The 11,446-nt window shown below is 63.4% G+C and carries 11 protein-coding genes, 1 tRNA gene and 1 pseudogene; 8 read left to right on the top strand and 5 right to left on the bottom strand.

Features of this window, described 5'->3' with window-relative positions; genetic code table 11:
* Positions 1-18 precede the first annotated feature (18 nt).
* Entirely contained in the window at positions 19-1,035 is a 1,017-nt protein-coding gene (locus tag MBENS4_RS15185; RefSeq protein WP_159108076.1) for an NAD-dependent epimerase/dehydratase family protein, read from the top strand.
* Positions 1,032-2,045: a glycosyltransferase family 2 protein gene (locus tag MBENS4_RS15180; RefSeq protein WP_242404966.1), complete on the top strand. Its 1,014-nt coding sequence runs from the start codon at positions 1,032-1,034 to the stop codon at positions 2,043-2,045. Before MBENS4_RS15185 ends, MBENS4_RS15180 begins: the two co-directional genes overlap by 4 nt.
* A 153-nt stretch (positions 2,046-2,198) precedes the next feature.
* Here the strand turns inward: MBENS4_RS15180 and MBENS4_RS15175 are convergent, their stop codons facing one another.
* Entirely contained in the window at positions 2,199-2,420 is a 222-nt protein-coding gene (locus MBENS4_RS15175; protein ID WP_039392704.1) for a GtrA family protein, read from the bottom strand.
* Positions 2,421-2,840: 420 nt separating this feature from the next.
* Between MBENS4_RS15175 and MBENS4_RS15170 the strand changes: the two genes are divergently transcribed.
* From MBENS4_RS15170 to MBENS4_RS27425, 5 genes and pseudogenes are all read left to right on the top strand, one after another.
* Entirely contained in the window at positions 2,841-3,974 is a 1,134-nt protein-coding gene (locus tag MBENS4_RS15170; protein ID WP_039392703.1) for an acyltransferase family protein, read from the top strand.
* 175 nt (positions 3,975-4,149) lie between these two features.
* On the top strand, positions 4,150-4,980 hold the full coding sequence (locus MBENS4_RS15165) for a sulfotransferase family protein (RefSeq protein WP_039392702.1): 831 nt from the start codon (positions 4,150-4,152) through the stop codon (positions 4,978-4,980).
* 297 nt (positions 4,981-5,277) lie between these two features.
* Positions 5,278-6,522: a polysaccharide pyruvyl transferase family protein gene (locus tag MBENS4_RS15160; protein ID WP_159108075.1), complete on the top strand. Its 1,245-nt coding sequence runs from the start codon at positions 5,278-5,280 to the stop codon at positions 6,520-6,522.
* Positions 6,523-6,689: 167 nt separating this feature from the next.
* Positions 6,690-7,561: pseudogene (locus tag MBENS4_RS15155) on the top strand (diguanylate cyclase domain-containing protein); the annotation flags it as partial.
* A gap of 162 nt (positions 7,562-7,723) precedes the next feature.
* Entirely contained in the window at positions 7,724-8,122 is a 399-nt protein-coding gene (locus tag MBENS4_RS27425) for an Hpt domain-containing protein (protein WP_340140859.1), read from the top strand.
* A 137-nt stretch (positions 8,123-8,259) separates the two neighbouring features.
* On the opposite strand, the gene MBENS4_RS15150 is transcribed toward MBENS4_RS27425, so the two are convergent.
* The 4 genes from MBENS4_RS15150 to MBENS4_RS15135 form a co-directional block, all read right to left on the bottom strand.
* Positions 8,260-8,335, bottom strand: a tRNA-Lys gene (locus tag MBENS4_RS15150).
* 30 nt (positions 8,336-8,365) lie between these two features.
* Positions 8,366-8,908 (bottom strand): 2-amino-4-hydroxy-6-hydroxymethyldihydropteridine diphosphokinase, encoded by a 543-nt coding sequence (folK, locus tag MBENS4_RS15145; RefSeq protein WP_242404965.1) that lies wholly within the window; start codon positions 8,906-8,908, stop codon positions 8,366-8,368.
* A 4-nt stretch (positions 8,909-8,912) separates the two neighbouring features.
* Complete coding sequence (gene aguB / locus MBENS4_RS15140; protein WP_039392700.1) at positions 8,913-9,788, bottom strand: N-carbamoylputrescine amidase; 876 nt, start codon at positions 9,786-9,788, stop codon at positions 8,913-8,915.
* Positions 9,789-9,802: 14 nt separating this feature from the next.
* Positions 9,803-10,654: a class I SAM-dependent methyltransferase gene (locus tag MBENS4_RS15135; RefSeq protein WP_039392699.1), complete on the bottom strand. Its 852-nt coding sequence runs from the start codon at positions 10,652-10,654 to the stop codon at positions 9,803-9,805.
* A 160-nt stretch (positions 10,655-10,814) separates the two neighbouring features.
* Here MBENS4_RS15135 and msrA point away from each other — a divergent pair, with 160 nt between their 5' ends.
* A complete protein-coding gene (gene msrA, locus MBENS4_RS15130) occupies positions 10,815-11,351 on the top strand; it encodes a peptide-methionine (S)-S-oxide reductase MsrA (RefSeq protein ID WP_039392698.1) in 537 nt (178 codons plus the stop codon).
* The last annotated feature ends 95 nt before the right edge of the window (positions 11,352-11,446 follow it).

Here is an 11,446-nt window from a genome sequence, read left to right as displayed (position 1 = left end):
CCGCCTCAGGAGGATTGCGTGCTTTCCAGTGTCTCATTCGTGACAGGTGCCGCCGGCTTCGTCGGCGCGCACCTGGTGCGGAGCCTCCTTGAACGCGGGGCACAGGTCCATGCTCTCGTGCGGCGCTCGACCCGGCTCGAACGGCTGGCACCCGTGCTGGACCGGATCACGCTGCACAGGATCGACCTGAGCGACCGCACGGCCCTCGAGGCCTGCCTCAAGGAGGTTTCGCCCACCCACGTCTATCATCTTGCCGCGGATACACGGCCCCGGGCGGCATCCCCCATCGCAGCGGTCGACACCGCGATACACTCCAGCCTCACGACCACGCTGCCCCTTGTAGAGGCCCTCGCCAGCCTGCCCGTCCCGCCCCGGATCGTTGTCCGCGCGGGAACGTTGGCCGAATATGGCCCGACAGACGTGCCCAGCCGTGAAGACGGCCCCGTCCGCCCGGCCACGCCCTATGGCGCGGGCATGCTCGCTGTGACCGCCGCCCTCGACGTGCTGGCTGCCTGCCTGCCCTTCCCCGTCGTCACGGCCCGGCTCGCCTTGTGCTACGGGCCAGACCAATCACGCGCATTTCTCCTCGCCGAGGCGATCGACGCCTTCCTCGACGAGCGCCCGATTACCCTGAGCGCACCAGACGACCGCCGCGATCTGATGCACGTCGAGGATGCCGTTGCGGGCCTGATGCGGATCGCCGACATCGTGCCCGCCAACTGCCCTGTCATCAATATCGGATCGGGCCATGCCCCGCGCATGGCCGACGTGCTCGAGACGTTGCGCGCCCTGATCGGCGCCCCCGCGGACTTCGTGCGACCGGACAGTGGAGCCTCGCGACGTCCAGTGACGGAACTTCGCACCTGCCCGGAACTTGCCTGGCATCGTCTTGGCTGGCGCTGTGCGATCGGGCTGGAGGAAGGACTTGTGCAAACCATCGCATCCGAGCGCCGCGCACGCGCCGCACGCCTCGCCCAGAACCATCTTGCCCAAAACCATCTTGCCAAGGCCCATCTAGCCGAGACCTGGTCGTGACCGGCCCTGGCATCACCGGGTCCACCTGCACGCCCCGGACGCTGGTCTCGGTCCTGGTTCCGGCCTACAACGAGGAAGGTAACGTCGTTCGCTGCTACGAGACCATCGTCAAGGTCTTCCGCCAGCTGCCCGACTATGACTACGAGATCATCGTCACCGACAACCACTCGACCGACCGGACCTTCCCGCTGCTGGAAGAACTGGCAGCAAAGGATCCCGCGCTCAAGGTGATCCGCTTCTCGCGCAACTACGGCTACCAGCGCTCGCTGCTGACGGCCTATCAGGCGGCCAGCGGGGCCTGCGCGATCCAGCTCGACTGCGATCTGCAGGACCCGCCCGAACTCATCCCAAAGATGTTGCAACTCTGGCGCATCGGGCACCAGGTCGTCTACGGCATCCGGCGCACCTTGCAGGACGGGTTCGTGATCGCCTCGTTGCGGCGCCTCTACTACCGCTTCGTGTCGTTCATCAGCGAGGACGAACTCCCCGTCAACGTGGGCGAATTCCGCCTCGTCGACCGGCGCATCCTGGTTGAACTCCAGAAGGTCACTGATGCCTCGCCCTACTTGCGCGGGCTCATCAGCGCGATGGGCTTTTCCCAGGTCGGGCTCGAGTACGACCGCATGGGCCGCACCGAGGGGGGGAGCAAGTTCCCCCTCAAGTCGATGCTCTCGCTCGCGGTCGATGGGGTGCTCAACCATTCGCTGTTGCCGCTGCGCCTGGCCTCGATTGCAGGGCTGGTCATCGGCCTGCTCAGCCTCCTTTTGACCTTCGTCTACCTGGTCGGGCGTCTTATCTTCGGCCAGGCTTGGCCGGACGGCTTTGCCACCACCACGATCCTCCTCCTGATGTCGATCGCGATCAACGCGATCTTCATGGGGATCCTGGGCGAGTACGTGGGCCGCCTGTTCCTGCAGGCCAAGACCGAGATCAAGCCGATCGTCGAGAGCCAGCTCAACTTTCCGCAGGTCGTCTCGCTTGTGAAGAACGGAAAACAAGGCAGCGAGTGAGAACGAAAAGGCAGGCGGCATAGGCCAGGACGGCCAGCCCCTGCACCAGCGGACTGCCCGCATGACCCAGCGCGCGCCCCGCGGCCACGACCCCCAGATTGACGGCATAGGACGCCGCAAAGGCGAGTGCATAGGCCCGCAGAGCCTGGCGGCTCATCGCTCCCGGCGTCGATAGGTAAGCCTGTGGTGCAGCGCATAGGAGATCGGAAAGCCCAGCGCGAAGCCCAGGACGTTGGCGCCATAGTCACCGACGCCCGCAAGGAGCCAGACAAGGATCAGGCCATAGCCGATCGCCGTATTGGCAAGCCCGACAAGACCGAAGCGCAGAGCCAGCACGAGTTCGGAGCGCAGGGCCGCCCCCCTCAGCCGGGTCACCCTTGCACCTGCCACCCCGCACAAGGGAGGCTCCTCGGGCTCGGACCACTAGCGGAAGAGTAAAGCCGGACAGGGGTTGCCACGAAGACACTCCTTTCAGGGGCCAGGTGGACATGCACGCGGACAGGCGCGCCGACCTTGACGCACGGCCTCCACGCTGCCCTTGCGCCCTCGCCGGAACAAGGGCGCAAAGGGGGTGGCCCATGGCCTTTCGGGGGCTCCCCGAAGTCGCCCCGTTCATGCCTTTTCGCTCCATCTTTCGAGGCACATCGCGGCAATTCAGGGCAATTGACCCGGGCCGCCTTCCCCGCGACGCTCGGCCTGCGTCCCCGCGGTATCCGGCATCGGCAAGTCCCCGCTCTTGCCATCTGCCCTCGACCATCTTGGGACCCAGAACAGGATCACCAGGCCCTTTCGCCCATGCTCGACCGGCTCGACACCCTCGCCCCGACAGCTCCCGACCGCCTTGCCCCGCGCACGGCTCAGAACGCGGCCGCGCCCGAGCGCCCGCACGTTCAGGAGCGGACCTTCAACACCACCGTCCATGCCCTTCGCGGCGTGGCCGCGTTCATGGTCTTCCTCGCCCATATGCTCGGCGGCGTGGGCGAGCACGTCTACGCCAACGTCCCGGCCTATCTTGCCCTGACCTACGCGCCCTGGAACTTCGGACGCTGGGGCGTGTGGTTGTTCTTCGTGATCAGTGGCTTCGTCATTCTACCCAGTGTCATGCGTTATTCCCCGCGCGAGTTCGCCCTGCGCCGCCTGCTGCGGCTCTACCCGCTGTTCCTCGCCTTCTCGCTCGTGTTCATTTGCGCGAACGCCCTCACCAACGCCTATCCCGCGCTCAACGACTGGCGCTCGATCGTGCCTGCGCTGCTGATGATCAACCTGCTCACCCACACCGAGCAATTGACGCCCAACGCCTGGAGCCTGAGCTACGAAGTCGTTTTCTACACGCTTTGCTGCCTCATCGTGCACACCGGCGTTCGCACCGGGAACAAGAGCCTCACGCTGGCCCTCGCGGCCATTTCGCTGATGTTCCTGTGGCGCTATCCCGCCATGGCGTTCTTCCTCGGTGGGATCGCGGTACGCCTGCTCCACGAACGCCAGGTCTGGCCGCCGCTACGGCTGCGCCCCTGGCTCGAGATCCTGACCTTCGCCGCATGCCTTATCCTGGCCTCGGTGCGGCACTATACCTTCGGGCACGGCGATCTCTCGGACCCGCGTACCTATGCCGTGTTTCTTGCCACAATCGCCTACTTCTACCTGGCGATCAGCCCGAACAGCCTGACCTCACGCCTTCTGGCAAACCGCTTCTCATCCTATCTCGGCACGGTCAGCTACAGCCTCTACATCTGCCATCCCTACACCTATTACGGGCTGCGCGCGGTATTCGTGAAAGCTGGCCTGTTCACATCGGATTGGCTCGTGTCGATCGTACTCTTCCTCGCCTGCACGATCCCGCTGACGCTGCTGCTGACCGAAGGTGTCTACCGCGCGCTGGAGCGCTACCCCTACCGGCGCTTCTTCCACGAGCGCATCTTCCACAAGTGAGGCCTGGCACTGACCGGAAGAGCCACAAGGCCACCTCCGACATGCCCCTTTTTACGCAGCGCTCAACCTAAGAGGTAATTGCGAGGCTACACGCCCAACTTGTACCTAAGTCGCACCGACAACCGTTCACGTTGCCGGCCGTGGCAGTGCATCAACCAGAAGGCCTTGTCCGCCCATGCAGTTCAATGACATCGACTTCGTCATCATTGGAGCCGCCAAATCAGCGACCACCTGGCTCCAGAAGCAACTGCAGTCCGATCCGGGTGTCTATCTGCCGGACCCGGAACTTCATTACTTCTCGCGGGAATACGCGCGCGGTCAGGACTGGTACCTCTCCCAGTTCGACACGGACCCGGCGGGCCGGACCGTTGGCGAAAAGTCCAACTCGTACCTCTATTCACCCGAGGCAGCGGCCCGTCTGCATCGCCACCTTCCGCACGTGAAGCTGGTTGCCCAACTGCGCAATCCGGTCGAACGCGCCTACTCGGGCTACTGCATGCTGTTCCGGCGCGGAGAGGTCGGCTCGGACATCACGTCCTACCTCGATCCTGCGACCAGCGAGAACATGCAACTCCTGGGTTCGGGGAACTTCGCCGCGCACCTGAAGCCCTATATCGAGCTCTTTGGTGAGGAGCGGCTTCTGGTCCTGTTCTTCGAAGGCGTCATGGGCGATCCCGACGCGCAGATGGCCCTTGTTCGCTCCCACCTGGGCTTGCCATCACGCGCTCTCGCCAGCGATGGCGGGGGGAAGGTCAAGGACAAGACGGCCCCGCTCGTCCCGCCCATCCTGCGAAAGCGCCTTGCCTGGATGAAGCCCCTCGCTCGCCCCTTGCGCGGCACGCCCGCCTTCGAATCCCTGCGGGGTCTGATTGCCCGCAAGGTCCAGTACCCGCCACTGACGGAGGATCTGCGCAAGCGCCTCAACGACTATTACAGCCCTTCGATCGAGGCCCTGGAACGGATCAGTGGCCAATCCCTTCGCCACTGGTATGGCCCCACGGCATGAGGTGGGCATGCGAATGCCTACGCTAAGGGGCACGGCATCCCCCTCCACCTGTGGGTCGCCCAGTCCTTCGCGCTCGGGCCCCGCGCCCATCGGCATATGCGATGTCGATAACGTGCTAATCCCCTTTATGCAGATGTACCCCGGCGCACGCCCTGATAACGCAGACCCTGCGAAGGCTCCCGCCAAGGCGGCGCGATACATGTGCAGACACATATTCATGACACGCTGTTATCGAGGCATCTTCCCAGGAAACGAATGGCAGGACCGCCAAGGCCGCCCCTACTCCGGGATCACCGAATGCGGACACAGCGGGAGAGGGCAACAGCTATGAAAAAATTCGTGATCACCGGCATACAGATGCGAAACAAGGGCTCCCAGGCCATGTTCCTCTCGCTGTATTACACCCTTCGCTCCCTCTATCCCGACTGCGAGGTCGTGGGCTTTGCCAACAAGTATGATCACCCGGAACAATACACCTTCAACATGTTGCCCTACGACGACTACACCCGCCGTGTATTCAAGTATCACCTCAACAAGATTCTGCCCCTGGAATCGCTCCTGACCTATTCGGTCGGCCTCTGGAAAAAGAGCGACAAGTGGAACGGCAAGGTCCCCGCCATGGAAAAGGCACTGCGCGAAGCTGACGCCATCTTCGATGCCAGCGGCTACACGCTCGGCTCCGGCTGGAGCAAACAGGCCGGAGAACTGCTGCTCCAGACGATCCGGATAGCCCGGTCCTATAACAAGAAGATCATCCTGATGCCGCAAAGCTTCGGCCCCTTCGACTGGGCCGATGAGGACAATTCCGAGTTCCTTGCCCGGATCAAGGACGAGCTGGAATACTGCCTCAAGATCTACGCGCGCGAAAAGGAGGGGTACGACTGCCTCACATCGCTTGGCCTCACGAACGTCGCCTTGTCGCAGGACATGGTCATCCGCGAAAAGATCTTCCCGACAGCCGATGACATCCATACGTCCCTGGCAGCCAAACCGTTCGACCTCCCCCCTGAAGATTCCGTCGGCTTCATCATCAACCAGAACGTCTTCCGGATCGGCGATCCCAACGCCGTCCTCGATCTCTATGCGAAGATCCTCGACCGGCTCATCGATAACGGCGAGAATGTCTACATCATCAACACGTCCACCGCCGACACAAACCTTGTGAACGGTGTGCTCGGCAAGGTCTGCAAGCCCGAGCGCATAAAGATCATAAGCGGAGAACACTCGAGCCCGACCCTGATCGAGATCATCAGCCGGTTCAAATACGTCGTTGCATCGCGCTACCACTCGGTGGTGTTTGCCTACAGGAGCGGGGTTCCGGCCGTAATCCTGGGCTGGGCCAGCAAGTACACCGACCTCGCCGAGCACTTCGAGCAGCAGGACTACGTCGTTGACATCCGGGACCCCGACACCAGCCGGATATTCCAGCAGATCGACCGCATGAGCGCGGAACACGCAAACGAATCCATACGCATCAAAGGCGCACTGGAGAGTATACAGACCTCCTCCGTCGTTCGCGAAGCGGTCAGCATTCTGGCCTAGCTGCGCATGGCCCCGCGATGGCGATGGCGATGGCGATGGCGATGGCGATGGCAACGCCAGCCTGACAGCCTCGTCGCCTCGCGCCGAGGCAAAGTCGGTTGACGCCGATACGAGAGGTTACACCTACCTTCCCCCTAGGCCGCCGTTTTAATTTGGCATTTACCTTCATGGCCTTCCCGGCACGGCAAAAGGGGTATGGGATGGAGCACGACATTCTCACCATTGATGGCGATCCCATCATGACCCAGATTCTCATCGAACAGCTCGCCCCACTGACGCGGCCACGCGTAGCCGCGAACGCAAGTGAGGCGATGAAGCAGATCGCACGGCGCGTGCCCGACCTGATCCTGCTGGATACCGAGTTGCCCGGCACCCATGGAATTGACCTGTGCCGTGCGCTGCACAGCGACGCGCGCCTTGCCCACGTGCCGATCATCTTCATCACGGCCCAGACCGGGGAAAACTTCGAGATCGAAGGTCTGGAAAGCGGCGCCGTGGACTTCATCTCCAAGCCACCCCGCGGAGCGGTTCTGCGCGCCCGCGTAAAAACGCAGTTGGAACTCGCCCGCCTGACCCGCGAGCTTGAGTTGCTCAACCTGACCGATCCGCTGACCGGGCTCATCAACCGACGCCGCTATGACGAGGTGCTGCACAACGAACTGGCCCGCGCTCGGCGAAGCCGCGAACCGCTCAGCCTGATCCTCGTCGACCTCGATGATTTCAAGCTCTTCAACGACCAGTATGGCCATGGTGCGGGTGACGAGTGCCTGTGCAAGGTCGCGCAACTCCTACAAACCTGCGCGCGCCGTCCCGCGGACGCAGTGGCGCGCATTGGCGGGGAGGAACTAGCCTGATCCTGCCTCACACCCCTGCGGCCGGGGGCATCGAGGTGGCACAGACGATCCTGACAGCTCTGGAGGACGCTGCGCTCCCGCACCTGCGCTCCCGGGTCGCAGACCATGTCACCGTCAGCCTGGGCCTTGCCTGCCTGGAGCCATCCAGCGACATCGACACCGAAACCACGGTCGAGGCCATAGCCCGTGACCTGGGCGAACGTGCTGCGCAGGCCCTCTCCGAAGCGAAAAATTCAGGCCGGGCGCGCTTCGTCTATCGTTCGGGGCGCCGCCGGCCGGTACCTACCCCGGAAACATCCCCTGAAAAAGATGCTCCCTGGCCCGAAATCAAAGGCATCGACAACGAGTTGTCGCACCAGCGCCTGTGTGGCAATCGCGAGCTGTTCATCACCCTTGTCGCCAAGTTGCTTGACCAGTTCGAGGACCTTGTAGAACCGCGCAAGTACGCGGACATGGAGGAAGATGAGGCCACCCTGCACTTCGCCCGCCGGCTCTTCAAACTGAAAGGGAGCGCCGACACGCTCGGCGCAACGCACCTGCAGTCCCTTGCCGCGGGTGCCGAGACGGCTTTGCGTCAGGCCGATGATGCGCAGATCGCGCTGCTGGTACGCACCATCCACGAGCACATGGACGAGATGCGCGCCAGCTGCGAGGCACTTTCCCCGCTCCCCTTCCTGATACCCAGCACACCAACGGCCTTCCCGCTACGCGCGACAGCTGCCAGCAACAACATCGCTCGCCCCTGACGCTAGGGGACACATGTAACTGAGGCGGAGGCACGCAGTTCGGCACGGTGCAAGCCTGCCTGCCACCTTCGGCAACCGCGAAGCGACTACTTGGTCTTCGCCCCCCCGGGCAGTTTCAGGATCTTGTTTGGAAAAGGTGGTGAGCCCTGCTGGGTTCGAACCAGCGACCTACTGATTAAAAGTCAGTTGCTCTACCGACTGAGCTAAGGGCCCCCGACGCCGCTTTGCGGATCTGGTGGAGGCTCACCTAGGGGTATGTCGGGGCTTGGTCAAGCGGGTGTATAACTGGTTGATCGACAAACCTGTCAGAGGATCCCGCCAGGTGCCCGCTATGGTGCGTGCCGGGGCGAGGACGAAGTCGCGTTGGCGGAAGGCGGGGTGGGGCAGGACGAGACTGGTGTGTCCGTCATCCTCGGCCCAGGGACCCGCGCTCCACAGCACGATATCAAGGTCAAGGACGCGCGACTGCCAGTCCTGGCCGAGGCGCTTTCGCCCCAGCCGCGCCTCGATTGCGAGAAGTGCGCGCATAACGGCCAAGGGAGCCTGCCCAGTCTCGACGATGGCGGCCGCGTTGAGGTAGCGTCGGCGCGAGGGGCCGACCGGGGGTGTCTCAAGGAACGGCGAAATCGCCGTGACTTCGCCGATCTCCTCCCCGATCAGATCCAGCGCGCGCGTAAGGACCCGGCGCGGCGAGCCGATGCGCGGGTGGCGCATGTTCGACCCCAGCGCGAGGAGATAGGCGCCCTCCTCATCCCGAGCCACGCCCTGCCCCGCCGTGCCGGTCACGCTCTCAGACGTCCTGCGCGATGCGGCCATAAAGCTGGGGGCGGCGATCCCGGAAGAAGCCCATCCCTGCACGGTGCTTCGCCGCACGTGCAAGATCAAGCGTTGCCACCAGCACGCCCGTCTCTTCCTTGCCGAATTCGGTGACGTAATCGCCCCATTCGTCGGAAATGAAGGAGTGGCCGTAGAAGGTCTGCTCGGTCCCACACTCGGTTTCGACGCCAATGCGGTTGGCGGCAATCACCGGCATGCAGTTGGAGACCGAGTGACCGATCATTGCGCGGCGCCACATGCGACTGGTGTCGAGCGTGGCGTCGTAGGGCTCGGAACCAATGGCGGTGGGGTAGAGCAGGAGCTCGGCGCCCATCAGTGCCATGACCCGCGCGCATTCGGGATACCACTGGTCCCAGCACACCCCGACGCCCACGCGCACGACCTCACCATTCACCGGCACATCCCAGACCTTGAACCCGTCGTTGCCCGGGCGGAAGTAGTACTTCTCCTCGTAGCCTGGCCCGTCGGGAATATGGCTCTTGCGGTAGGTCCCCATGATCGCTCCGTCCGGTCCGATCATCGCGAGCGTGTTGTAGTAGTGGTGCCCGTCCTTCTCGAAGAAGCTGGTCGGGATCGTCACCTTGAGCCTCGCCGCCAGCTCACGCATGGCGATGACCGAGGGATGTGCCTCGGTCGGGCGGGCCAGCTCGAAGAGTTCCTCCTCCTCGGTCTTGCAGAAGTAGGGGCCCGAGAACAGTTCGGGCGGCAGGATCAGCTGCGCGCCCTTGCCCGCTGCCTCCTCGACAAGCGCGGAGACAGCGGCGATGTTCTCGGCCTCGACCTGCGAGCCGAGGGGAAGCTGGAGTGCGGCGACGGTGATGGTGCTCATGGGCCGGGCCGATATCAGTCCCGCTTGCGGAAAAGAAGCGTCATGCGGTCGCTTTCACCGATGGCCGCATATTTGGCTTTATCCTGCTCCTTGAGCGCGAACTGCGGCGGCAGCGTCCACACGCCGCCTTCCCAGTTGGCAGGGTCCTTGGGGTTGGCATTGATCTCCGAGCTGGCGACGAGCTCGAAGCCGTTAAGCTCCATCAGCCGCACGACATCGGCCTGGCGCAGGTAACCCTTGCTGCCATTGGTATAGCTGAAGGGCGCATCGGCCTTGGCGCGGTGCTGGACAACGCCCAGCAGACCATCGTCCTTGAGGAGCGTGCGCATGGCCTTGATTTCGGAATCCGCGATGTTCCAGTTCATCATGTTGTGCAGCATGCGGAACAGCACGATGCGGTCGTACGAGCCCTTCTCGGCATCGGGAATGTCCTTCAGCGTCATGCCCGAGACCGAATCGGGATCGACGCCGGTCCATTCGACGATCTTGCCCGGAAAAGCCGCAGCCGATTCGGCGAGCTTGCTGCCATCGAAGGGCACCACGTCCGGGTTGAAGTAGAGGCCGGTCAGATGCCCCTCTTCGGCAAGGTAGGGGGCCAGCATGCGCGAATACCAGCCGCCGCCCGGTGCGTATTCGCCAACCTTCATGTCCGGTGCGACGCCCATGAACTTAAGGGTTTCCACGGGGTGGCGATAGACATCGCGGGCGCGGTCGTCCTTGCGGGCCGGGGTGGCGGCCGCGAGTTCGAGCAGCGCCTCGCAGCCATTGCACGAGACGACTTCGGCGCCATCCTCGGCCGCATCAGCCGTGACCGGGGCCGCGATCAGCCCAAGGCAGGTGGAAAGAGCAAGCATGAAACGGCGCATCGGTATCCTCCTAGGCAGGGCGCGGGCTCCATCCGGAAGGGAGTGTCCACGCGCTAATTCCCTGAAGCGCGAACCTAGTGTCCGCCCGGCCAATGACAAGCACGGTTTCGATCCCTATCTGCACAGGGTACCCCCCCCGGTTATAAGGACAGGACAGATCATGGAAACAGCCATCGTGGCAGGCGGATGCTTCTGGTGCACCGAAGCGGTATTCCGCGACGTCATCGGCGTCACCGAGGTCGAGAGCGGCTATATCGGCGGCACCACCGAAAACCCGACCTACAAGGAGGTGTGCACGGGCGCGACCGGCCATGCCGAAGGCGTGCGCCTGACGTACGATCCGAACGCCATCTCCTATGCCCAGATCCTCGACGTGTTCCTGGGCACGCACGATCCGACGCAGCTCAACCGCCAGGGCAATGACGTGGGCACGCAGTACCGGTCGGCGATTTTCCCCCTCGACGAGGCGCAGCGCGCCGAAGCCGTGGCCGCCATCGCCCGTGCCGGCGAGACCAGCACGGATCCGGTCGTCACCACCATCGAAGGTCCCGCGACCTGGTACCCGGCCGAGGATTACCACCAGGAGTATTGGGAAGGTGAAGGGCAGCGCAACCCCTACTGCATGGCCGTCATCCCGCCCAAGCTCATGAAACTGCGCAAGAGTTTCCAGAACGCTGTAAAAAGCGAAAAGGCCTGACGCCTACCGTACACGAAGGACTGTCCTTGGACGGGACAGTCCTTCAATTAACCTTTATACAATTGGCAAGTCCCAGTAAGCGGACCGAAAGTCAG

The organism is Novosphingobium sp. MBES04 (assembly GCF_000813185.1).
GTDB lineage: Bacteria > Pseudomonadota > Alphaproteobacteria > Sphingomonadales > Sphingomonadaceae > Novosphingobium > Novosphingobium decolorationis.
This window is presented reverse-complemented; position numbering and strand designations above follow the sequence as displayed.

Excerpts from the sequence above, each read along its gene's own strand:
- MBENS4_RS15170 (WP_039392703.1), top strand. The coding sequence starts at position 2,841 with ATGCTCGACCGGCTCGACACCCTCGCCCCGACAGCTCCCGACCGCCTT.
- MBENS4_RS15165 (WP_039392702.1), top strand. The coding sequence starts at position 4,150 with ATGCAGTTCAATGACATCGACTTCGTCATCATTGGAGCCGCCAAATCA.
- MBENS4_RS15160 (WP_159108075.1), top strand. The coding sequence starts at position 5,278 with ATGCGGACACAGCGGGAGAGGGCAACAGCTATGAAAAAATTCGTGATC.
- aguB (WP_039392700.1), bottom strand. The coding sequence starts at position 9,788 with ATGAGCACCATCACCGTCGCCGCACTCCAGCTTCCCCTCGGCTCGCAG.
- MBENS4_RS15135 (WP_039392699.1), bottom strand. The coding sequence starts at position 10,654 with ATGCGCCGTTTCATGCTTGCTCTTTCCACCTGCCTTGGGCTGATCGCG.
- msrA (WP_039392698.1), top strand. The coding sequence starts at position 10,815 with ATGGAAACAGCCATCGTGGCAGGCGGATGCTTCTGGTGCACCGAAGCG.